Annotated in this window: 21 protein-coding genes and 1 pseudogene; 13 read left to right on the top strand and 9 right to left on the bottom strand. The window is 46.7% G+C overall.

All coding sequences use genetic code 11. The annotated features are described in order from the left end of the window. Positions 1-4: 4 nt before the first annotated feature. The 3 genes from ACEN8J_RS02540 to ACEN8J_RS02550 are packed head-to-tail and all read left to right on the top strand — an operon-like array spanning position 5 to position 4,019. The gene (locus ACEN8J_RS02540) at positions 5-1,039 is read left to right on the top strand and encodes a Gfo/Idh/MocA family protein (RefSeq protein ID WP_029518307.1); all 1,035 of its coding nucleotides are present in this window, start codon (positions 5-7) and stop codon (positions 1,037-1,039) included. Positions 1,040-1,050: 11 nt separating this feature from the next. Further along, positions 1,051-2,160 (top strand): ethanolamine utilization protein EutH, encoded by a 1,110-nt coding sequence (gene eutH, locus ACEN8J_RS02545; RefSeq protein WP_029518308.1) that lies wholly within the window; start codon positions 1,051-1,053, stop codon positions 2,158-2,160. Positions 2,161-2,165: 5 nt separating this feature from the next. Further along, positions 2,166-4,019 (top strand): beta-glucoside-specific PTS transporter subunit IIABC, encoded by a 1,854-nt coding sequence (locus ACEN8J_RS02550; protein WP_029518309.1) that lies wholly within the window; start codon positions 2,166-2,168, stop codon positions 4,017-4,019. Positions 4,020-4,110: 91 nt separating this feature from the next. Here ACEN8J_RS02550 and ACEN8J_RS02555 read toward each other — a convergent pair whose 3' ends face one another. From ACEN8J_RS02555 to ACEN8J_RS02570, 4 genes and pseudogenes are all read right to left on the bottom strand, one after another. Then, the gene (locus ACEN8J_RS02555) at positions 4,111-5,205 is read right to left on the bottom strand and encodes a glycosyltransferase family 4 protein (protein WP_029518310.1); all 1,095 of its coding nucleotides are present in this window, start codon (positions 5,203-5,205) and stop codon (positions 4,111-4,113) included. Positions 5,206-5,256: 51 nt separating this feature from the next. Continuing rightward, positions 5,257-6,351 carry a tetratricopeptide repeat-containing glycosyltransferase gene (locus tag ACEN8J_RS02560; protein WP_069012658.1) on the bottom strand — a complete coding sequence of 365 codons (1,095 nt, stop codon included), beginning with the start codon at positions 6,349-6,351 and terminating at the stop codon, positions 5,257-5,259. Positions 6,352-6,409: 58 nt separating this feature from the next. After that, complete coding sequence (locus ACEN8J_RS02565) at positions 6,410-7,501, bottom strand: glycosyltransferase family 2 protein (protein WP_495594218.1); 1,092 nt, start codon at positions 7,499-7,501, stop codon at positions 6,410-6,412. A gap of 198 nt (positions 7,502-7,699) precedes the next feature. Continuing rightward, a pseudogene (locus tag ACEN8J_RS02570) lies at positions 7,700-8,914 on the bottom strand (NTTRR-F1 domain); the annotation flags it as partial. Between the two features lie 627 nt (positions 8,915-9,541). Here ACEN8J_RS02570 and ACEN8J_RS02575 point away from each other — a divergent pair. The 4 genes from ACEN8J_RS02575 to ACEN8J_RS02590 are packed head-to-tail and all read left to right on the top strand — an operon-like array spanning position 9,542 to position 13,708. Further along, positions 9,542-10,657, top strand: a complete 1,116-nt coding sequence (locus tag ACEN8J_RS02575; RefSeq protein ID WP_318628030.1) for an ABC transporter ATP-binding protein — start codon at positions 9,542-9,544, stop codon at positions 10,655-10,657. Beyond that, the gene (locus tag ACEN8J_RS02580; protein WP_029518315.1) at positions 10,654-11,376 is read left to right on the top strand and encodes an ABC transporter permease; all 723 of its coding nucleotides are present in this window, start codon (positions 10,654-10,656) and stop codon (positions 11,374-11,376) included. Before ACEN8J_RS02575 ends, ACEN8J_RS02580 begins: the two co-directional genes overlap by 4 nt. 5 nt (positions 11,377-11,381) lie before the next feature. Beyond that, complete coding sequence (locus ACEN8J_RS02585) at positions 11,382-12,773, top strand: GldG family protein (RefSeq protein ID WP_318628031.1); 1,392 nt, start codon at positions 11,382-11,384, stop codon at positions 12,771-12,773. After that, on the top strand, positions 12,770-13,708 hold the full coding sequence (locus ACEN8J_RS02590) for a DUF4340 domain-containing protein (protein ID WP_069011012.1): 939 nt from the start codon (positions 12,770-12,772) through the stop codon (positions 13,706-13,708). The genes ACEN8J_RS02585 and ACEN8J_RS02590 overlap by 4 nt, the downstream gene beginning before the upstream one ends. A gap of 75 nt (positions 13,709-13,783) precedes the next feature. Here the strand turns inward: ACEN8J_RS02590 and ACEN8J_RS02595 are convergent, their stop codons facing one another. Continuing rightward, on the bottom strand, positions 13,784-13,981 hold the full coding sequence (locus tag ACEN8J_RS02595; RefSeq protein WP_230585117.1) for a YvrJ family protein: 198 nt from the start codon (positions 13,979-13,981) through the stop codon (positions 13,784-13,786). A gap of 192 nt (positions 13,982-14,173) precedes the next feature. Here ACEN8J_RS02595 and ACEN8J_RS02600 point away from each other — a divergent pair, with 192 nt between their 5' ends. The 3 genes from ACEN8J_RS02600 to ACEN8J_RS02610 are packed head-to-tail and all read left to right on the top strand — an operon-like array spanning position 14,174 to position 15,429. Next, entirely contained in the window at positions 14,174-14,530 is a 357-nt protein-coding gene (locus ACEN8J_RS02600; RefSeq protein ID WP_029518319.1) for a hypothetical protein, read from the top strand. Further along, positions 14,473-14,715, top strand: coding sequence for a helix-turn-helix domain-containing protein (locus tag ACEN8J_RS02605; protein WP_080658658.1), 243 nt, complete (start codon positions 14,473-14,475; stop codon positions 14,713-14,715). Before ACEN8J_RS02600 ends, ACEN8J_RS02605 begins: the two co-directional genes overlap by 58 nt. Positions 14,716-14,769: 54 nt before the next feature. Beyond that, positions 14,770-15,429, top strand: a complete 660-nt coding sequence (locus ACEN8J_RS02610; RefSeq protein ID WP_039272637.1) for a hypothetical protein — start codon at positions 14,770-14,772, stop codon at positions 15,427-15,429. Positions 15,430-15,501: 72 nt separating this feature from the next. Here ACEN8J_RS02610 and ACEN8J_RS02615 read toward each other — a convergent pair whose 3' ends face one another. Continuing rightward, entirely contained in the window at positions 15,502-17,079 is a 1,578-nt protein-coding gene (locus ACEN8J_RS02615) for an esterase/lipase family protein (protein ID WP_165148673.1), read from the bottom strand. 194 nt (positions 17,080-17,273) lie between these two features. Between ACEN8J_RS02615 and ACEN8J_RS02620 the strand changes: the two genes are divergently transcribed. Beyond that, a complete protein-coding gene (locus ACEN8J_RS02620; RefSeq protein WP_029518322.1) occupies positions 17,274-18,263 on the top strand; it encodes a YhcN/YlaJ family sporulation lipoprotein in 990 nt (329 codons plus the stop codon). A gap of 104 nt (positions 18,264-18,367) precedes the next feature. Here ACEN8J_RS02620 and nagA read toward each other — a convergent pair whose 3' ends face one another. From nagA to ACEN8J_RS02635, 3 genes are read right to left on the bottom strand one after another with little or no spacing between them, the layout of a single operon-like run. After that, a complete protein-coding gene (nagA, locus tag ACEN8J_RS02625; protein WP_029518323.1) occupies positions 18,368-19,588 on the bottom strand; it encodes an N-acetylglucosamine-6-phosphate deacetylase in 1,221 nt (406 codons plus the stop codon). After that, entirely contained in the window at positions 19,585-20,313 is a 729-nt protein-coding gene (nagB, locus tag ACEN8J_RS02630) for a glucosamine-6-phosphate deaminase (RefSeq protein WP_029518324.1), read from the bottom strand. The genes nagA and nagB overlap by 4 nt, the downstream gene beginning before the upstream one ends. Position 20,314: 1 nt before the next feature. Then, positions 20,315-21,181, bottom strand: a complete 867-nt coding sequence (locus tag ACEN8J_RS02635; RefSeq protein ID WP_029518325.1) for a MurR/RpiR family transcriptional regulator — start codon at positions 21,179-21,181, stop codon at positions 20,315-20,317. Positions 21,182-21,538: 357 nt separating this feature from the next. Between ACEN8J_RS02635 and ACEN8J_RS02640 the strand changes: the two genes are divergently transcribed. Both ACEN8J_RS02640 and ACEN8J_RS02645 read left to right on the top strand, forming a co-directional pair. Further along, the gene (locus ACEN8J_RS02640) at positions 21,539-21,817 is read left to right on the top strand and encodes an acyl carrier protein (protein WP_013311713.1); all 279 of its coding nucleotides are present in this window, start codon (positions 21,539-21,541) and stop codon (positions 21,815-21,817) included. Positions 21,818-21,866: 49 nt separating this feature from the next. After that, positions 21,867-23,060, top strand: a complete 1,194-nt coding sequence (locus ACEN8J_RS02645; RefSeq protein WP_069011016.1) for a radical SAM/SPASM domain-containing protein — start codon at positions 21,867-21,869, stop codon at positions 23,058-23,060. Positions 23,061-23,079: the final 19 nt, after the last annotated feature.

Raw genomic sequence — 23,079 nt, forward strand, 5'->3', positions numbered from 1 at the left:
CAACATGTGGAAAATCGGCGTTATTGGAACGGGATATTGGTCGGAGAAACATATCAAAGCATGGCAGTTTATCTCGGATGCAGAAATCAAAGGATTTTGTGATCGAAATAAAGGCTTACTTTTTGAAAAAGCAGATCAATTCCATGTCCCTACTGAATATTGTTATACCAGCCTGGAGGAGATGCTAAGCGAAGCGGATATTGATGTCGTGGACATCATTACACCTCCTGAGACACATCTGGAACTGGTTCGACTGGCGGCCGCAGCCGGAAAACATATTATGTGCCAAAAACCTTTTGCCCGTTCTGTTGAGGAAGCTGAGCAGATAGTAAGTATTGCTGAAGCAGCAGGAGTCAGACTTATGGTGACAGAAAATTGGCGTTGGCTTGAACCTTTTCAAATTATAAAAAAATTGCTGGCAGAGAATATCGTTGGAAATATGAATGTTATACGTTATACGCATACCGATTTTTATTCACCGAGGTTTGCTCCGGAAAAAGAGCTGCCGCAGCCATTTTTCAGAGATATGCCCAAGCTTTTGTTTTATGAAATGGGAGTTCATTGGCTGGATACTTGGCGTTTCTTATTCGGTGAACCTCGGCGTTTGTATGCGGAAACCAAGCGGGTCAGTCCATACACACAAGGAGAAGACACGGGCATTATCATGTTAGGTTATGAACATTATTTCGGTCTTATGGACATGAGCTGGGCGACTCGCAGGGAACTGGATGGGCAGCTGTCGGAACAGGTTCTTCCCGATCATAAAGAACAACTGGTGATTGAAGGCGATGAGGCTACCCTAAAACTGTACAACACAGGTAAATTATGTCTCATTAATAATCAGGGAGTCGAAAAAGTATTGGTTGAAAAGACTGAATTAAACTATGAGGAAAGCCATAAAAAGCTACAGGCTCATTTTATAGATTGCCTCAACACGGGAAAAGAATTTCAAACGAGTGGTCACGACAATATCAAGACCCTTCAGCTTGTATTCGACACCTATGACAGCGCAGAAAATCATAAAGTTCATGTGTATTAAGAGGCAACAGGATGTCCATTAACGATATTGTGATGTATGTTATCGCTCTTTTTTTAGTGTTGGGTGCATTGGATCAATGTTTGGGAAATCGCTGGGGTTTGGGACAAGCCTTCAACAATGGGTTTATGACCATGGGCTCTCTTGCTCTGGTCATGATAGGGATTGTTTCCTTGGCCCCTGTACTGGCCGCGTGGTTGATCCCCATTGTTTCACCGTTATATGTGGCAATGGGTGCCGATCCGGCATCCTTTGCTAATACGATATTGGCGGTAGATATGGGGGGATACGCACTTGCGGCAGAAATGGCGCACAGCCAGCAAGCGGGCGTGTTTTCATGGGTTTTTCTAGGGACCATGTTTGGCCCAACGCTCGTATTTACGATTCCGGTTGCCCTCGGCATTTTGGAAAAAGGGGATCATCCATATTTTGCAAAAGGTATCTTGATCGGTATTAGTACCATTCCCGTTGGCTGTTTCATAGGGGGAATGATCGCCGGATTTGACGTGATTATGATTTTAAAAAATCTGATCATTCCCATGCTTCTTTCAATAATCATTATGCTGGGTTTACGTCTATTTACGGAGTATACGATCCGATGGTTCAAGTGGTTTGGTAACGGCATTAGGCTTCTATCCCTTGTCGGTTTGGCAGCGATTGGGGTCGAAACCTTAACTGGATTTGTGATTATTCCCAATATGGCTCCGTTGTCTGTCGGTGTGCAAACGGTTGGAACGATTGCTATTGTATTGGCTGGTGCGTTTCCGTTGGTTGCTTGGATTACAAAAATATTTAAAAATCCGCTTCAACGGGCAGGACGTTTGCTAAACATAGATCCATCGGCTACTGCGGGTCTTGTGGCTAGTCTTGCTCATAATATTCCTACCTTCACTTTAGTTAAAGAGATGGAGCCCAGAGGAAAAGTGATCAGTATTGCCTTTGCTGTCAGTGGATCTTTCGTTCTCGGAGGACATCTTGGCTTTGTAGCTGGAATGGACAAGAATATGGTGATTGCCATGATCGTGGGAAAACTTACAGGCGGGATTAGTGCCGTAATTGTCGCAGTTATTGCACATCCAGCTACTACGAATAGAAAAATAGAAAGCGCATCCAAGAAGGAGTGAACATGATGGATCATAAAAAAACAGCCAAAGAAGTGTTGAGAGCCGTGGGCGGAAATGAAAATGTGAACAGTGTCATTCACTGTGTCACTCGATTGAGATTCAAACTGAAGGATAATCAATTGCCAGATAAAGAAAAGATCAAGCAGATTGACGGTGTCATTACCGTTGTAGAAAGTGGTGGCCAATTTCAGGTGGTCATCGGGAATGAGGTTCCCAAAGTATACGAAGCTCTTTTGGACACCATGGGAGTAAAGCATGGAGATCAGATGGTTGAAGACGATCAAAAAAATGAAAAAGCGAGCCTATTCAGTCGATTTGTCGATGTCATTTCAGGTGTGTTCATGCCCGTTGTGGGTGTGCTCGCTGCTGTGGGGATTCTAAAAGGACTATTGGCCTTATGCACATCCCTGGGCTGGATGACGGATCAGATGGGCACGTATAAAATTTTATATGCGACAGCGGACGCTATGTTTTATTTCTTTCCGGTTATTCTAGGGTTTTCAGCAGGTAAAAAGTTTGGAGGAAACCCGTACCTGTCCGCTGTTTTGGGGGCCGCCTTGGTGTATCCGACCATTACTTCGGCCTTTACGGATAAAACGGCGCTGTCCTTTTTGACCATACCTGTCGTTCTAATTAATTATACTTCTTCTGTTATACCTATCATTATTGGGGCGTTCTTGGCAGCTAAGGTCGAAAAAATGATAAGCAAGTTTGCACCTGCTTCCATTAAAATGTTCATTGTTCCTTTTCTGACCTTGGTCATCATATCACCGATTGTTTTTCTGGTTGTCGGACCGATCGCAACTATTATCAGCGATGGGTTAGCCAAAGGCTCTATGTGGATTTACCAGTTAAGTCCGGCTGTAGCTGGTCTCGTTCTGGCCGGATTCTGGCAGGCTATTATTATCTTTGGTCTCCATTGGGCGTTTATTCCAATTCTCTTGAATAATGTAGTTACGAACGGGTTTGATCCGATTAACGGTATGTTGTTCTGTACTACGTTTGCCCAAACAGGTGCAGCTTTTGCCATTGCTTTGAAATCACGGGACCCTAAATTAAAACCCATCGCCACTTCTGCCACAATTGCGGGTTTGATGGGGGTTACTGAACCAGCTATTTACGGGGTTACGCTCCCCACCAAAAAACCGTTTATTTTAGCCTCGATTGCTGGAGGTATAGGAGGAGCTGCAGCAGGCTTACTCGGCTCAACGGCATATGGATTTGCCTCAGGCGGTATTTTTGGTATACCTCTATTCATTAATCCAAAAGGCATGGATGCAGGCTTCATCGGCTTTATTATATCTTTGGTTGTAGCTTTTGTAGTCGCATTTATTCTGACCTATCTTATCGGTTATAAAAATGCACAATCTGCGTCTGAAATTAAGGTTGCAGATGAAAACAAAGAAGAAGAAAAAACGATATTCAGTCCTCTACATGGTCAATTGATTCCTTTAACCACAGTGAAAGATGAAGCTTTCTCCAGTGGTGCGATGGGTCAGGGAGCCGCAATTATCCCCCGAGAAGGAGTAGCTTACGCACCTTTTAACGGAACTGTTGTTACCGTTTTCAAAACAAAACATGCGATTGGACTGATCTCTGAGGATGGAGTTGAACTGCTCATTCACATTGGAATTAATACGGTCAGCTTGAAGGGAAAACATTTCACTTCCTTTGTGTCTGAAGGAGATACGATTCAAAAAGGGGACAAGCTGATTGAATTCGATCCCAAAGCTATAGAGGATGACGGATATGATATTACCACATCCGTCATTGTAACCAATACAGCCGTGTACACGGATATTTTAGTTGAAGATTCCAAGGATATTCATGCAGGAGACCGCTTACTAAAGATTAGATAGATTCCAATTCCAATATTCAATAATAAAAAAGGCAAGATAAAGCTGACGATGCCCCGTATATAAAAAGGGTTGTCGTCAGCTTTTTTTTTAATTACCTCACACCTAGCGTGTTCATCATCTGTCTGAAGGAACGCACATATTTATCCGGTGCCAACAGGTTAACGATTCGCGCCAGTCCTTTCTTGCGGATAGATTCGCGTTGAGGTACGTTGTTCATCAGGTCTAGTCCTTGCAGTATCGCCTGCAAGATGTCCCCCTGCTGATAAAATTTACCGGTTTCGTTGTGGTCAATGAATGCTCGTACTCCGTCTGAATCAGAGCTTAATACCGGGCAACGACAGGCCATCGCCTCAGCAACTGCATAGCCGAATCCCTCCACCAATGAGGTCGATAGCAAGTAGCCGCCTGAGTCGCCAATCATGGAGTAATACAGGGGCATATTGGCATGAGGTACGCTTTTAAAACGCTCGATAATGGAGGACATGCCAAGCTGAGTAAGCATTTTTTCGAATTGTATTTTATCCTCCGGCTGTGACAATGTTTCATCATAAAACATCCAGATTCGAAGATCCGCACGGTTTTGCAGCATCCAGTAAGAAATATCGACAAAATGCCTCCAGTTCTTGTTGGGCTCTAGCCGTCCAACCCAGGCAATAACCGGATTAGTTGGAGGAGTGTTAGGTACATAATTAAATACGCTGGTATCCAGCACGTTTGGAAACACATAGCGATTAAGCCATGGACACATGGTGGAGAAAAGATTCACTAAATGAGTCGTATCTGGTAGGAGCACTGCATCGGCGTAATTTTGAAGATACGGAACTGCATCTGCAACAACCCAAGCCGCTTCTTCGTGAGGGCCAAAGCCCTGCGATTCATAGATCAATATCCCCTGATAGCCCAACATTCGCAATCTGGGGAGCATAGGGTAGTCCGAAGAGACGATAATTGCATCGTAGCGATGAGTCTCCACCAGCTTTCGAATTTCTTCTTCAGAGGAAGTCGTGAACACTGGAATATCGCCGTGCAGGTTTTGCATCCCTGTACCCTGCTGATAATAGAGAAGATGACATTCGATCCCGTCCTGAATGAGCGCTTTACAACGCTGGCGGTTCAAGGTTTCTACGCCGCCGCTGGGTATATAAAAAGTAAATAGAACTTTGATCTCAATAACCTCCTTTGCCAACCACAAGCTCTAATACCAAGTTATTCAACCAACAGGACGGGGTGTGGGTTTCTATGGAAGCCTGGATTGAATTAGCGCATAATTATGACTGAGGCGAGAATCTTCCGGGGAGCGTTCTGTTGCTTCTTTCGCAAATTCACATGCTTTGTGTAAAAGGCCTAACTCGTAGCAAGCGAGGGCACCAAGATCATACAGCGTGGCGTCCCAGCAAAAATCCTCTTGCATGTACGTATCCGGTCGTGTAGAAATTTGCAGCGCTTCTTCAACCATATGATAGACGGCGGGCCAGTTCCGCGTATGATAGGCCAGCTGAGCCATTTCCGTGTAAGGTTCACGTAAATACGGTGCTTCCGCAATAGCCCGGTATAACCAACGTGTTGCCTCTTGCCATTGTTCACTTGCTTTATAGGCTCTAGAAATAAAGCGCATCGAAGCACTGCGTTCATCTGCCCAGCGTGCCTGCGGCATGGCAAGATGTTGTTGCAGCGTAGCAATGCACTCGTCCCAACGGCCATGATACATATATTCCCGCCCCAAGTAATGCATGTTGCGGTCATCCTCGGGAAACTCGCGCACAGACTGCTCCAGCAGTGGAAGGTATTGGCTGCGGGACTTGTGCGGATCGGGATCATGATACAAGCGGAGCTGGTCTGATCGGATGTTGCGTTCTTTACCCTCTCCGATATATTCAAGCACCTCGTGAACTGGGCGTACCCAGCGGTACCCGTGACGAGTGTGTATTTTTTCTTTCCAGAACCATGTATAAACGGTATCTTGCCCAGGCTGTCCATGTGTAAAGGCATATAGCATCCGGGTAGTTCCTTCCTTCCAGTTGCGTTCCAGCCGCGACCGCCAACCCTCCTCCCAGACTTCGTCCAGATCCGTACAGACACAAATATCTATATCATCAGGGACCAGCCGTAGGGACTCATTGCGAGCTTTGTCAAAACGCCAAGGAGTTACCTCTATACGATGCACCTCTGCACCCGCTTCGTGTAGCAGGGAAACAGTATCGTCTGTAGAGCCGGTGTCCGCTACAATGACAACATCGGCTTCACGCATGGTGTGCATCCAGCGTTTGGCGAATCGGGCTTCATTTTTGCTAATGGCATAGACAGCTATTTTGTACCGATTCGATTGTTGCATTCCGCTTGCTCCTCCTTTGACTTACTCAAAGATTAAGGGGTGAGTGTGGGGGACATTTTTATTGGGGAGGATTCAGGATTGAGCTGAAGAACTGTCGATTATGCAGGACGTACGGGTCGTTGGGAATGTAAATGGCAGCTTGCTCGTTGTGCCAATTCGCACGTGTGTAATCCTTCATCCGAAAATGGCAAATGCATAGCTGGATATGAGGAAACCACGTTTGGTACGCGTCTTGTACCGGGCCCATCGTGTCGGGAGGATTCAGAGTGGTAGCCATGTCGTACCAGTAAATAGCTTTGGAGATCTCATTTTTATGCAAAAAATAATGACCCATCCGACAGCACAGATCAGCCCTGGGCGTATCGAAGGTCAAACTATGGAGAGCCGCCGTAATGCTTTGCTCCAGCTTGCCAAGCTGTTGTAGACAATCAGCCATTTTGCTACATGCACTAATCGCGTCCTCTGCCCAGCATTGTCCAGTATACAGAAAATCCTGGTAAACCTGCACAGCCTGCTCATATCTTTTATTGTCTCTTAACTCGTTAGCGTAATAGTAGAGGTCACGAGGAGAGAAGGCATGACCTTGGGCGAGCAATTTCTCATAGATTCGCAGGTTTCGTCCTGGAGAGACCGTGTGTGTTCTAGTGTGAGTTATGGCGATATCGGCATGTTGAATATTCCCGTTTACGGCGAGGTACTCATGCACGGCTCCGTGCCAATGGAACCCGGCTGACCTTCTAACTAAGCGGTTTCGACGAAAATGTAGGGTGACATTGCCATGATCATCAAAGGCATAGTGATAATTCATAGACACGGAATCCACGATTGGTGTGGCTGAGGAATCAAGGGTTTGCTTCAGCTCAAGCAGCTTGACGGCGTCCTGTTCCTTCAAAATATCATCGGCATCCAGCCAGAGAATGTATTCCTGCGTAGCTTGTTCAAACGAATAGTTACGTGCAAGGGCAAAATGATCTACCCATTCAAATGGAAAAATTCGATCTGTAAAGTTGCGACATATGTCAATGGTCTGATCCTGTGAACCCGTGTCCACGATGTTGATTTCATCCACAATAGGATGGATCGATTCCAGGCAACGGCCAATAGTATTTTGGTCATTTTTGACGATCATGCACAGGCTGATACTGATCAATTGAGTACCACTCCTTTGGGAACCTTCTAAGGATTCAGGTCGAACATAAAGCTTTATTTATCAAGAGGTCTGATTATAGAAGCCCTGCCGCAATCGCGGCAGGGCAAGGATGACAAAGCCTAAACGGGCTGTGCGGCTTTGTCGATAAGGTATGGTACGTCGCTTAAATATAATGTGGTAGAAAAAAGAACGTTAGAGTCCGGTAGGCCCTGTAGGTCCAGTCGGCCCCGTAGGTCCGGTAGGTCCAATCGGTCCTTGTGGACCAGTGTCTCCTGTTGGTCCAATCGGGCCAGTAAATCCAAGGCCAAACGGTCCGGTAGGTCCAGTCGGCCCTGTTGGTCCAGCGGGTCCCGTAGCGCCTGTGTCGCCAATAGGTCCGACAGGCCCGATAGGTCCAGCAGGTCCGGTAAAGCCAGTGGCACCCGTAGACCCGACAGGTCCGGTAACACCTGTGTCACCCGTGGCGCCTGTAGGTCCGACAGGTCCAGTAGCACCTGTATCACCCGTGGCACCCGTAGGCCCGACAGGTCCGGTAACACCAGTGTCACCCGTGGCCCCTGTAGGTCCGACAGGTCCAGTAGCACCTGTATCACCCGTGGCGCCTGTAGGTCCGACAGGTCCAGTAGCACCTGTATCGCCCGTGGCACCCGTAGGCCCAACAGGTCCGGTAACACCGGTGTCGCCCGTGGCGCCCGTAGGCCCAACAGGTCCGGTAACACCGGTGTCGCCCGTGGCGCCCGTAGGCCCAACAGGTCCGGTAACACCAGTGTCACCCGTGGCACCCGTAGGCCCAACAGGTCCGGTAACACCAGTGTCACCCGTGGCACCCGTAGGTCCGACAGGTCCGCTAACGCCTGTAGCGCCTGTGGCACCCGCAGGCCCTGTAGCACCCGTAGGCCCGGCAGGTCCGGCTGGGCCCACAGCTCCAGCTGCACTTGCTTTAACAAGAGCAATAGAATCAATGGCTACATCAGCAGTGTTAGCCAAGGCATTTTTACTAATAACCAAAAAGGCAAAGGCTGCGTTGGCTGGAACAGGAGCTGTTACTTCATACAGGCTTTGCCATGTTCCGTTCACAGCGTCTGGCAATGTGCCTGCGCTCAAATAGGTAGTCAGCCCCGTGCTAAGGAAGCTAAAGGTTGCGTCATAGTAATACAGAAAAATGTTAACTTGAGGACTGGACAGGCTTCCTATTTTTGCAGCTGAGAGGCTTAATGTATAGCTTTCGCCTGGTGCAGCAAAAACGACCTGGGAAAGAGATGCATCTACTGCGCCTCCTGTCAGGATCGCACTATAAAAGTTTGTCTTTTTTACGGATAAGTTAGTGACGGTCACATTTGCAGCGTTCCAAAAAAGGGTAGATCCAGTCTCGAAGTCGCCGTTATTAACTAGATTGGTAAATAGTACGGTCATCGTTTTTTATACACTCCCTTCACACGTTGTAATGATAGTAGATGCGAATCCACGCCGTGGCGAACCGTACAAGTTTACGAGGGCAGATGCGCATTTCCATGTTCACATTTTAGACACATTATTTTAAGCTTCTATTTAAGTGACGTTAAGCTGGAGTTATATGTGGGGGGGTATCATTAGAATTTAAAAGTGTAGCATGAAGTGCGAGGAGACCGCTCCGCGAAGGCTTTGAGCTTCCGATCGCTGTTGCAGTAGGATTCTTCTTTGATTAGATAAGACATATAAAGGTAAGAATCCTACAGCAAAGGCGAACGCTAGCGCTTCTCCAGCTTCAAATCCTTCGCTTCGCTGCTACCTGCTTCCCATGCAACATTTTGGGGGAGGGGAACAGCAGGGAGGAGACCGCTTCGCGAAGGCTTTGGGCTTCCGATCGCTGTTGCCGTGGGATTTTTCTATGATCAAATAAGACATATAAAGGTGAAAATCCCAAGGCAAAGGCGAACGCTGGCGCTTCTCCAGCTCCAAATCCCCCGCTTTGCTGCTACCTGCTTCCCATGCAACATTTTGGGGGGAGGGAAGTAGGGGAGCAGCAGGGAGAAGATTACGATAAAGGAAAGGGTGGAACATGTGCTCAAAGTGCAGCAGGTAAGCAAGTGGTATGAAGGCAACCGGGGTGTACATAAGCTGGATTTTGAAATGCAGCGCGGTGAAATTGTTGGTTTCCTGGGGCCGAATGGTGCGGGTAAAACGACAACCATGCGCATGATTACAGGGTATCTTCAACCCAACGAGGGAGTGATTACGATTGATGGTATCCCGATTCAGGATAAGGGCAGACAAGCTCGTTCCAAAATCGGTTATCTGCCGGAGACGCCCCCTTTGTATGAGGATATGTCCGTAAGATCCTATTTAAAGTTTGTAGCTAGTATTCGGGATGTGCCTGCGAGAGAGCAGAAGCTGCGTATTTCAGAGATGATGTCCAGGCTGGGACTGAATGGGCGGGAAAAACAATTAGTCCGCAGTTTGTCCAAAGGGTATAAACAGCGCTTGGGACTGGCAGGTGCGATTATTCATAACCCGGATTTACTGGTGCTAGATGAACCGACCTCGGGTTTGGACCCCAATCAGATTTTGGAGATTCGTCAGCTCATTCAGGAGATTGGCGAAAATCATACGGTATTGCTTAGCACGCATATATTGCCTGAGGTGGATGCGTTATGCAATCGTGTTCTCATCATCCATGAAGGCAAACTGGTCATGGATGGGCGCCCTGACGCGCTCGGCGGTTCGATGGAAGATGGATTTAAGGTGAAGGTGGAGGTTAAAGGCAAGCGTGAGCAGGTGCTGGATGTCCTGCGTACTTGGGGAAAAGTAGAGGTTGAATCTATGGCGACCACGCTGCCTTCAGCGAACACGGAGCTAAGTGCCGCAGAGTCAGAACTGACCGGATTGCTACTCACAGGAGCCTCCGGTGAGGATTTTCGCGAAGAACTATTTTATGTGCTGTCTGATGCGAAGCTTCCGATTTTGGAGATGAAAAAAGAAAGCCTTAGCTTGGAAAATATCTTCCAGCAGTTAACGACCCGCGAGACGGAAGAAGGTCAGGTCGGCGATCCAGCAGTACAAGACCTACATTCCTCGAAGAATGCAGCCCCTACGGCCATCACGGTGGAGCATGGAGAAGCTGCGTCCAGCAATGATAAGACTGAAGAAGATAAGGATACAGGAGGTAATCGGTCATGAGGCGTTTGTTCGCGGTCTGTCAAAAAGAGCTGCAAGCCTATCTGTGGACACCAACAACGTATTTTGCGCTTGCAGTGTACATGCTGCTGACGGGGTTACTTTTTTATACCAATTTTGTGATGTATCAGCCAAGCATTCTGGACTATCGGCTGGTACTCGGTGACACCTTGTCCATGCTAGTGTTCGTCGTCCCATTGCTCACGATGAGGCTGGTTGCGGAGGAATTCAGGCAAGGTACGGATGAACTGCTGCTTACCTCACCTGTGAGTGTGACGGAAATGATCGTGGGTAAATTTTTAGCGTCGTTGGGCATGTTGCTCATATTAGTGCTGTGCAGTCTAGCGTATCCGGTCGTGATGTCCTTTTATGGGTCGCTGGATTGGACGCTGGTATTAACATCTGTGATCGGTCTGTTTATGCTTGGCGCAGCCATGATGGCGATCGGCTTATTCGCTTCGACGCTTTCACAGCATCAGATGATGTCAGCGGTCGTCAGTTTTATTATTTTACTTGTGTTCTGGATGCTGGATTCGTTTGGTGGACAGACGGGTGCATCTGCGGCGGTACAGCAATGGCTGGAACCTTTTTCACTAACCGCACGGTTTGACAGTTTCACCAAAGGATTGCTGAATGGAGCCGATGTGATGTACTACGTGACGGTGGCGGTACTCTTTTTGCTATTCAGCATCCAAGTGGTTGAACGGAAACGGTGGAGGTAATGAATATGAAAAAATGGCTGGGTCATACCAATAGTGTGGTACTATCGATTGCTGCTGTAGGGATTTTTATTTTATTGACGTTATTTCTGCGTTCGCTGGGTGGCTTTCAACTGGATCTGACGGCAGGGAAGCAGTATACGCTGTCTGACCAAACGTTGACGACCATCCAGGATGTAAAGGAAGACGTACGATTGATTGCCTTTACCGTATCCACCTCGCAAAATCAGAAGCTGAACCGGGATGTTACGGATATGCTGAATGAATACGCCAAGCGTAACAGCAAGCTCAAGGTCGAGCAATACGATCTGAATCAGGAACCGATACTGGCCAAGCAATATGGTGTTACTGCAGCGTCTATTGTGTTGGTGCAGGGGGAGAAGAAACGGGTTATAGATATTGGGAGTCTATTTACGCAAGCTCAGGGGAGTGGTGAAGGGGCATACCAATTTACGGGGGAAGAAAAGCTGACGAGTGGATTGTTGGGATTATCATCTACCCGTCAAGGAAAAGTGGCCTTTCTAACTGGACATGAGGAAATCCCATTGTCCCAAATGACTGAATTAAGTAGCTCACTGTCACAAGATAATGTGAAAACAGAGGAAGTTCAGCTCAATCAGGCGGGTAGTGTACCCAAAGATGCGTCTGTATTGGCTATTGTTGGACCAGAACGTGATATCAGTGCAACAGAACTGAAAAGTATTCGTACGTATCTGAATGGTGGCGGAAAGCTTTTTATGGCACTAGGCTTTCACCCGAACATGGGGTCCGATTGGAAAAACCTTGATGCATTAGCGGCTGATTATGGAGTGAAGGACACTCATGCCATCGTGGTGGATCAAGAACAGACGAATACACTTGGACCGCTATGGACGGTTCCTACCTTCGGCAGTCATGCGATCACCGATAAGTTGGCGGCTTCCAATCTGTACCCTGTTCTTTCATTGTCTATTGCTTTGCAGGCAGGAGAGCAGAAGGATTGGAAGTCGACGCTTTTGATGAAATCTTCTGGAGCTAGCTATGGTGAAACGAATATCCAAGGTCTGCTGAACAACGAAACACAGAAGGATGACAAGGACCCGCAGGGGCCGCTGGATCTCGGTTATGCGGTAGAAGGGAAAGACGGCAAGCCCAAAGCCGTTATTCTCGGAACGTCTGCCCTCTTAAGCGACACTGAGATCGGCACAGGAGGCAATCGAGACTTTGTGCTGAACAGTCTGAATTATGTGCAGGAGCATTCTGATGGGCTCACTATTCGTCCTCGTCAGGAGCAGGATTATAAGGTAGCTTACTTGACTCCTGCACAAGCGAAAACGATATTGACCATATCTGTCATCGGATTGCCGTTGCTGTTCGCGGTCATCGGAATCTTATTATGGTGGAGGCGAAGAAGAGCATGAGAAAATGGATACCCACAGTGCTGCTGTTAGTTGTATTGGGAGCGGGTATAATCTATGCAAAGAGCCAAAACTTTTTTTATGAACAAGCGCCGGCTGCTCGTCAGCTGATTCAGCTTACGCAAGAGAATATTACGTCTTTCGCAATCACTGGAAAGGACGGCAAGTCGGTGGAACTAGAACAACATGATGGCCAATGGAGTATGAGCAAGCCACGGACTTACCCGCTAAACCAATATACAATAGACCATTGGCTAGCGGCGATTCAAAATGTAAAGTTGGGTGAAGTGGTGGAATCTTCCCCTACAGACGTAGCCAAATATGGGATCTCCGCTACCCATGATCAGATTGAGATTAAGACCAAGCAGGGTGACGTTCGTACCTTTGCTTTCGGTGAAACGTTGCCTTCCGGAGATGCTGTTTATGTATTATCAGACAAAAAAGAGATAGCTTCTGTACCTATAGATACTCTTTCAGGGTTATTGCTGGGTGCTGAAGATTTTATAGATACAACGCCGTTCGATTGGGACGATACCAAGCTGAGCGGAATAGAGTGGGAAGGCCAAAATGCTTCATGGATGCTCAAATCCTCCGGTAACAGCGGGACCGGAGACAGTGCCTCCACATCTTGGACGCTGAACGGAAAGTCAGTAGCCAGCGACACGGCGACTTCCCTCTCGCAGCAGATCAAAAACCTGGCCAGCAGTCAGGCCTTGCGCAAAGCCTCTGAGCTGAGCAAGCCTGTCCACCGCTTTACGCTAAGTGTATCGCTGGGTAAGGATGATTCCCAGCTGGTCTATCAGGGCTGGACGCTTAAAGATGATCCAGATACCGTATGGGTTGTACCGCCACAAAGTAACTGGGCTTATGGTCTGTCAGTATCTGACGTGAACCGTACTGAACAGAATGCCCACGACCAAGCTCAGGCTGGAAAATAACCATTAGTAATTAAATTAGCTGCACAAAGAGGCTCCAACGGCGGATGATCGTCGTCTGGAGCTTCTTTGTGTTTGTTATTCGTCAGGTTTGCTGCTTTTGGAAGAAGAGTTGTTAGTGTCGTTTAAATCTTGGATTACTTGAATCAGCTCATGAAGTGAGACGTCCAGCTTATCCAGCTTTTCCTCCATCGTGTGCAGGATGTGCCGCAACAAAATAAAACAAAGTCCAGCCGGAAAGCCTACGTTGGTAACCAGAGAAAGAGCATCATCCATTTGCAATGTATTCCCTCCTTTTTAGCCATATATAAAGGAAGGTAAATTAAACGAACCATATACAACCGATTGTAAAAATAGTATAATAAATAAGAACAAATGTTCTGTTTTTGGTTGTAAAATAGGTTTGGAAATTACCCTATAGTATGAGGATTAGAAAAAGTCAAATCCAAAGAGAAAGGGTGATTTACAATGGATCAGTCTCAGCTAACATTGGTAGAACAATATCGAAAGAAGCTGTACCGCATTGCCTGGAGAATCCAGTATCGTGCTCGGGTACAAACCAATCATGAATTTGTAATGGAAAAGAACGAATCCGTCAGTGCCCCATCTTTTACAGAATCTTCAAACTCTCATATGTACACATTACAGCTTATCAACTCTCTATCTTCTGAGATCGGAAAAATGATCATCTTTGACCTTTACATACTAGATAAAACCGAAGCACAGATTGCAAAAGAGTTAAAGCTATCCCAACAGGCGGTGAATAAATGGAAAAAGAAAATGCTGAAAGAGTTATTTCGGATGCTGAGTTCGTCCAATTGCTAAAATTAGTACAAAGTGGAGATCAGGAGGCCATGTATAGGATACTTCAATTGTTCGAGGAAGACATTCAAAAGACCAGTCGATATATTCGTATGTCCCGTGAAGATGCTGTCCAAAGCATTGTGACTGATTTTATAGAAGAACTGCGACAAGAGTTAAAGACAGTGAAAAGTGGACAATGGATATAGCCTTGGCTATCCTTATCCGTAGGTTTACTTATTTAACGGAGGGCTTATAAGTTTATGATTGATAACAGGGCTTCTTTTGAGAAAAGTATGAAGATGTACCCAGTCAACAGTATTCGTTCCAATGTCATCATTCTTGTTTTATTACTGTTAGATCTGTTTCTGGTTATCCCCTTAGTGGGAAATCCATACATTGCAGTTTACGTGTATGTACTGTTGCCACCGATTGTTTTGATAAACATTTGGGCTCTAGTACTGGTCATCATGCCACGCAAATTGCAATTGAATTACATTTTATTCCGTGGTGTATTTGGTTTAATTTGTTCTATGGGCTTCATGATCATGACACAAAAGTTTGCTTATGGCATGTTGGGTCTGGATACTTCATGGTATTTTATAGGTTCTTTTGCCCTTTATGGAGTCGCTTTGTATTACTTTATAAAATATAATTTGGCGAAATTCAAAGATCCTTCAAAACATAAGAAGAAACCAAAAGTTAAGAAAAAAAACAAGAGAGCGCCTGTAGTGACGATCACCACATTTACTGGGGCTGGTTATCTGATAGCGAATGTTTCCCTCGGATTTGCTACACAACAATTAGTTGCCACAGTATTGATCAGTGTATACTCCATGCTGGCATTTGTTCTTTTTCATTTTATTATGGATTTACACCGCTACTATTGGCTTCATAAGCTGAGGAATCAGACAACAGATTGAACACAATGAAAAAAAGCCTGCAAATGCCCCAACTTAATAGGAATTCGCAGGCTTTTTAGGCTGTAGATTTATTTAGTCGGCATACTTGTTGCCGTCTGCATCAATATAAATGGATTGAACAGCTGTACGGCGGTACGGATAACCTGCCTCTGTGGTGCCGCTAATTTCATAGGTTACAGAATAGATGCCGGGCTTGTCCGCTTTGGATAGCTCAATTTGCCCGTTAGGTTTAACCGTTTTTTGCTGTGCCGTCAAACCTTTAGGTGCAGAAGTGACTCCTTGCTGCGGATCACCATAATATTGAACTTGGTAGGTGACTTGTGTCACGCTGTCCGGGGAATCCTGTGTTTTCAGGTTTAGCTTCGGACCCACTGCATTCAGATTGTATTTCAGTTCAGGAACTTGAACAGCCTGGTAACGTGCAATCAGGAGATACGCTCCTTGATCAGGAACTGTGACGTTCAGTTTATAGGTGCCCGGTTTTGGATTTTGAATGACGGCGTTATGATGCCAGGCACCAGCAAAAATATCGTCATCATAGCCTGCTTTCAGATTAATAATTTCACTAGTACCGTCAGGCTTGGTTAGTTCCAGCTGACTCACACGTTTATCGCTGATCCAGTCCAGATCAATGGATTTGACACCATTTTCAACAGTGAGGGTTTCTGAGGCTTGTCCATTATAATCGCCGCCTCGAATAAAGTATGAATTGTCGATCTCGCTATAGGTGGCTTGTACAGCAGAAGCAGTCAGGGAAGATGCTGAAAGTGATTCAGTTTCCTGATTCAATGCTGGAGTGTTTGCTTGGAGGTAGGGTTGGATCAGGGAGAAAACGTAGGAGCCAGTACGAACCTTGGCATGATCCCAAGATCCGACTTTAACTACACGTCCGCCGGGAAGCTTAGCGTTGTCGACTGTGACCACTCCATCATTCTTACCAAAGGATGAGAGGTAAAGTCCGCCCATTATGTAGGAAGCAGTGCCGCCAGACCAGTTATCACCAGCAAACGTGAAGAATGGAATTGTAGTCGCATTACTGAGTGCATCGGTCTTGGATCGGAAATACTTCATATAAGATGTTTGTAAAGTGGAGGTACCGGGATTTTGTGAGCCGACGATATCTGCCAGCCATCCGGCCCAGCTACTGTAGGCGAGATCTGCAAGTTGTGAGCCATGATGAGGACTGCTGAGGGTGATGACACGTTGTACATAGGGAGCGGCTCCGTTATATACGAGAGCGGTTTGAGTATCCACTCCACCTTTGCTGTGGGCGATAACGATAAGTTTTTTTCCAAAGTGATTACTGATGACCTTAATTTTGTCGGCCAGAAGCTTACCATTGTCCCACATATCTTGGGAGGTGCCATTTGTATCGTACAGATTAATGGTGGCTGTCTGGTATCCGGCGTCACGTGCACGCTGAAGCATATCGTTATTATTCTTGGTCCAGACTTCAGCACTACTGTTCAAACCATGTACGAACAAAAGTGCTGGCTTGGTAGGATCAACGCGATTAGGTGGTGGGCCTTCTACCCAGCTTCCAGCGGGATCTTTCGGGGGTTGGGGGGTAGTGGAACCTGCAAAAGCGCCGACGGGGACAAGAGTTATTGATAACAAAAAAATGAGCATTAAAACAGTGATCTTTTTCAAACTGAAAATCCTCCTTTGTAAAATAAAGTATTTTTCAAGCTTATTATACATGCCATCTTGTGGTAAATCATCAATTGTATTTCATATTTACATTAAAATTTTATTTTTTTAGTCATTTTTTAGTCAGGATATCCCCATGATCCATGGCGCATGATAATCTCGTCACACATTTTATATGTATGGAGGATGAGTTCATGCCAGGAACTAAGAAGGTCATTAGTTTGACGATTTCTGCTGCTTTACTTGCAAGCATGGCTACTTTGACAGGATGTGGGACTGCGAATCATAACGTCCGCACGAACGCTACCCGCTATAACGCACAAAGCACGCACCATATGGATGGAGTGAATCGTTATGGCTTGGATGGTGTGAACCGTAATGGTATGGATGGTGTGAATCGTTATGGGGTTAAGTCGAATGGTATGGACGGGATGTCATTGAATGAAAATGGCAACCGAACCGGACATCCAGTCCGTAATCTGCAAGTCGATCGCAATTTGTCCAAACGTATATCCGAGATGCCGGATGTAAAGTCTGCGACAGTGCTGGTCGGTGAACGACATGCCTATGTAGCCGTTTCCTTGAAAGACCAAGCCAACGGAACAGGTGTCGGTGCTCCAAGTATTGACGGTACTCCAAGTGCAAACAGTACTGGACGTAACGGGAATGTACCGAGTGTGAATGGCGTTAATGGCACTAGAGGAAACCGTACTACGGATACTACAACGCCTGGAATGACAGACAATGGAGTTACCGGGAATGGAACACCTGCGCGTCGTGATGACGGTTTATTTGGTACGATGGGTACAGGATCGTACGGTATGTTGCGTGGCTTAACGGACAACAACAATCGCACAGATAACGGAAACACCACAATCGAGGGAGCAAGAACTGCATATGAACCAAGTGATGCAGTCAAGAGCCGTATCGCGAATAAAGTGAAGCAATTTGCACCTTCGATTGAACAGGTACATGTATCCGCTAACCCGGACTTTGTCAAACAAGCCACTGACTTTACACACAGTGTGCAAAATGGTCATCCGATTAGAGGCTTGAGCAATGGTATGATGGATGTAATTGAACGTGTATTCCCGACCTCGGCGGCTGATACAAACCGTCCAATGAATAATACAGCACCCACACGTCCACAAAATCATACCCCTGCCCCGATGAATCATCGCTAATTCAAACCCTATAATTGTGCAATGCCAAAGAAAGAGCTATCCATCTCAGCGAATACGCTGGTGGATAGCTCTTTAGTTTTGGGAGAATGATAACTATAACTGAATTATTTGCGCAATCCTTTAATCCATACGCCTTGCAGCTTTAAGTCTCCATCCAGTAACAGGATATCTGCTTGTTTACCTGCTTCAAGCGAACCTGTACGATCAGCAATGTGCAAGGATCGAGCCGGATTCAGGCTGGCCATTTGTGATGCCGCAGGAATACTCATACCCACGTGTTGAACCAAATAGCGGAAGCCTTCAATCATCGTTAGTGTGCTTCCGGCCAATGTGACGCCATCCTCCAGTCGTGCTACATCGCCCTGCACAATCACTGGCAAATCGCCGAGTGTATATTTCCCGTCTTCGAGACCAGTAGCAGACATGGCATCGGTGATGAGAATGAGATTATGATCCTGTTTTAACCTAGCGAGCAGGGAAATGGCGGCGGGATGCACATGAATGCCGTCCGCGATGATTTCTGCTTCAATGCGCGGATCAGCAAGTACGGCTCCGGCGGCTCCCGGCTTGCGATGATGCAACGGAGTCATCGCATTAAACGCATGCACCGCATGGTTCAGCCCTGCCGTCGCTGCCTGTTCAACCTCTTCATACGTAGCATCCGTATGACCGAGAGCTGCGGTAATGCCATGGCTGCGCAGCCATGCAATCAGTTCCAGCGCTCCTTCCCGTTCGGGCGCAAGCGTGAGCTGGCGAACAAGGCCCGGGTAGCGCTGCTCCCATTCTGCTACCCATGAGAGATTCGGTGGCACGATATGTTCCGGGTTTTGCGCTCCCGGCCACTTCGGACTGATGAACGGTCCTTCCAAATGTACGCCCTCCAGTTGTGCATATGGCATAGGTAGTGCCATGTATGCGTGAACTTCACTCAATACCCGGTCAATCTGTTCCTTGGGCGCGGTCATCGTGGTAGCCAGCATAGCTGTCGTACCTTGTGAACAGTGAAAGGAGGTGATCGTATCCAGCACCCTCGGATCGGAGTCCATAAAGTCCTCACCGTCCCCGCCGTGAACATGAATATCAATAAAGCCTGGCAGCAGATAGCCTCCTTCCAAACGCACAATTTTGGCGGTTTTCGCTGCGATTTCTTCCTGATTTGCGAAGACTAACGCTGTCCAATCGGCGGGCAAATTCGCTTCTGAACCAGCGTATACAATGGATTGCCCCTCAATGACGACAACCCCTTTTTCAATGATGTCATTCCCAACGACAACTTGCCCATACAGTAGCTGGGGTACGGTACCACTCATTTCATCTGACTTCAATTGAACCATTCTCCTGCCTCCTGATCTAATAAAATAAGTACGTTGGGATGGCATTGCAGCAGGGAAGCCGGACACGCTGTCGTGACGGGTCCAGTTAAAGCCTGCTTTATAATGTCAGCCTTATCCGCACCAAAAGCCACCAGTATAATTTGCTTCGCCTTAAGAATCGTGCCTACTCCCATCGTAACTGCTTGCCTGGGTACAGCATCTATTTCGCCAAAAAATCGAGCATTCGCCGAACGCGTACTTTCTTTTAAATCTACAACATGTGTAGCTCCAGCCAAGCTGTGACCAGGTTCGTTAAAGCCGATATGTCCATTATGACCAATGCCAAGCAATTGCAGATCCACGGGGCCATGATCCAGAATAGCCTGCTCGTGCGCTGCACATTCTGCTGCCAGATCCAGTGCATTCCCGTCAGGGACACGTGTGTGGGGTATCGGAATATCAATATGTTGGAACAAGTGCTCATTCATAAAGCTTCGATAGCTCTGCGGATGTTCTGGGGGAAGACCAACATACTCATCAAGATTCACGGAATAGGCGCGTGCAAAACTGACCTGTCCCTTGCGGTACATATCTGCAAGATGTCGGTAAATGCCAATCGGCGTACTACCGGTGGCCAGGCCAAGCATGGCCTGTGGTTTGGATTGCAGCAAGCTAGCGATCACAGCGGCGGCAGTAGCGTTCAGGTCTTCACGGCTGTTCAAAATGCGTATGTTCATCTTAGTGACCTCCCGGTTGTTTTTTGAGCTTGCTCACTTGTTGATATGAACCTTCCAATCTCGGAATATATTTGTCAAAATCCGCGCTCACCATACCTGTAAACAGAATATCTATGATATGAAGCTGGGCGATGCGGGAGGCCATATCCCCACGTCGCATTCCTTCCTCCAATGAGGAGGAAAATAGCGCAATATCCGCAAGGCCTGCCAGCGTGTTGTTTCCGAAGGAGGTCAGGGATAGTGTCTTGGCCCCTTGTTCCTTGGCGCAGCGTAGAGCCGCAATGGTCTCCTGGGTTTCTCCTGAATAAGAGACGGCAAAGGCTACATCTCCCGCTCCGAGCGAGGAGGCAGAGGTAATCTGCATATGGGAATCTGCAAAGGCAGTGCTGTTCTTGCCAATACGGATGAGCTTCTGGTAAAAATCCTGCGCCACAATCGACGATGTCGCCATCCCATAGAGATCAATGCGGCTCGTGGCTGACAGCCATGCAATAGCCTGCTCCAGCTTGTCGTAATCCAGCAGTCGGGTCGTGTCCGCAATGGATGCGGTGTGGTTCGCCTGAATAGCTTGCACGATTCGGGAAAGTGAATTTCCGGCGACAATATCCTGATAGGATTCTTCACCATTACGGTTGGAATGGGACAACTCGGCGGCCAGCTTCATTTTGAAATCGGGATAGCCTTTAAAATGTAGTGATTTGCAAAACCGTGTAACGGTCGCCGCACTTACACCACAACGCTCTGACAGCTCCCGAATACCCAGATGTAACACATCTTCCGGGGATTGCAGGATGGATTCCGTCAGCTTGCGCTCCTGTACGGGAAGCAGCTCCAGTCTTTGGGCTAATGTATGAAGAATGGGGGACATGAGCTGTGCTCCTTTGGCTGTAGAGTATTTGCGTGAAAATAAATATCGTTTATAAGAATGATATTAAGAAAAACATTTTCACGTGTATTGTAAAATAATTCTGTCGCTCATGCAAGAGATGTGAGAAGAATTTTTATTAAATTTTGCGAAAAAATAGCCAGCGAAAATTGTAGAAGTTATCATACATTAATTTACATATTGCGAGTTTTACTTACAAAACAACCTATTGACTTGTCTCTTCATTGGAGGAGTATAATTGAATAAAGTTCCAGTGAAGGAATTTTTCTAGGAGCTTTCTTTGCAGAGGGCATCGTTGGGTGGAACGAACAGAATCTCATTCACAAGGAGGAGTTTGCTATGCAAAGCCAAGTGATTGAAATGATCAGCGCAGTCAAGGAAGATCCTGAACTGGTCGCAAAGCTGGATGGACATTCGGACATTATTCATGATGCGGGACTGGATTCGTTGCAGTTGGTTCATTTCATGCTGCAAGTGGAGGATGCATTTGATGTGGAGATTGATTTTGATTCCTTTGAGCTGGAGCATTTGAGCTCGGTAGATGCGTTTTGCAGCTACATTCAGGGGATCAGCGATGCGGAACAAGCGCCGCATCTGGAGGGAATGGAGACGGTCTGACGTACAGCTAGGTACATGTGCCTGAAAATCCATTAAACGAGGTGTTAGCATGCAGCCCAAAAGCAATGTGCTGATTGATGAGAAAGCGTTCAAGCTCATCAAGCGTAACCTGAAAAACGCTTCTGTATCTTACCGTAACGCCACACAGGACCCTGCTTTCAAAACGGACATGCCCCAGACGATCGGCATTAAGCTGACTAACCGCTGCAACCTGAGATGTACGCACTGCTTTGAATGGAACGAGGAAGGCTACCATCACCAAATGGATAAAGAAGAACAAAACATGGATCTTGCTCCAGACATGCTCCGGCAAATTTTGAGCGAAACCAAGGAAGCCAAGTCCAGACTGTACATGTGGGGCGGCGAACCAATGTTTCATCGGCGTTTTGATGAAATTTTGGACGTGCTGGCGGAAGATCGGCGCGAAATGACCTTTTGTACAAATGGATTACTTATTGATAAATATTTGGACCGGATTTTGGATTTGTCCGAAAATCTGGAGTTATTAATAGCGATTGAAGGTTTTGAAAGAGAACACGACCTAATTCGCGGTAAAGGCACCTTTCAAAAAACAATGCGGCAGATGGATAAGCTGATTGAACTGCGCGACCAGGGATTGTACAAGGGACGGGTAACTGTCCATGCGGTCATTAACGATAACATGATCGGACGGATGTACGAATTTCTGCAAATGCTGGAGGACAAAAGGCTGGATCTGGTGCTGCTGACGTTCCCCTGGTACATTTCCAAAGAGACCTCCCTCAAAATGGATGAATATTTTACACGTAATTTTTCTTGGCTCCGACAACTCGAAGAAAAAAATATTAGTAGCTGGCATGCTTTCAAATATAAAATCAACCCGGATAACATCGATCCTCTGATGCAGGAACTACAGCGGATCAATGAGCGAGTATGGAACATTCGCGTGCGCTATCAGCCCGGTTTGGATTATGAGGAAATTGATAAATTTATACATGGTGAGGAAATGGTCAGCCGTTGTTCCAATCATTGTTTGGCGCTCACCTCCAGAACAGATATTTTACCAGACGGGAAGGTCATGCCTTGCAAATTTTTCAGTGAGTTCACGATTGGAAGCATGCGTGAGCACAGTCTGAAGGAGATATGGAACTCGGAAGCGTATGAGAAAACCCGTCAAAAGATTAATCATGAAGGATTGACTCCGGTGTGCTCCAAATGCAGCGTATTGTATCTGCACGGGGCAGGCTCTCTGAAATACATTTAGCTTTCTATGAATGTTGTTT

This window comes from Paenibacillus sp. Paensp38 (genome assembly GCF_059491915.1).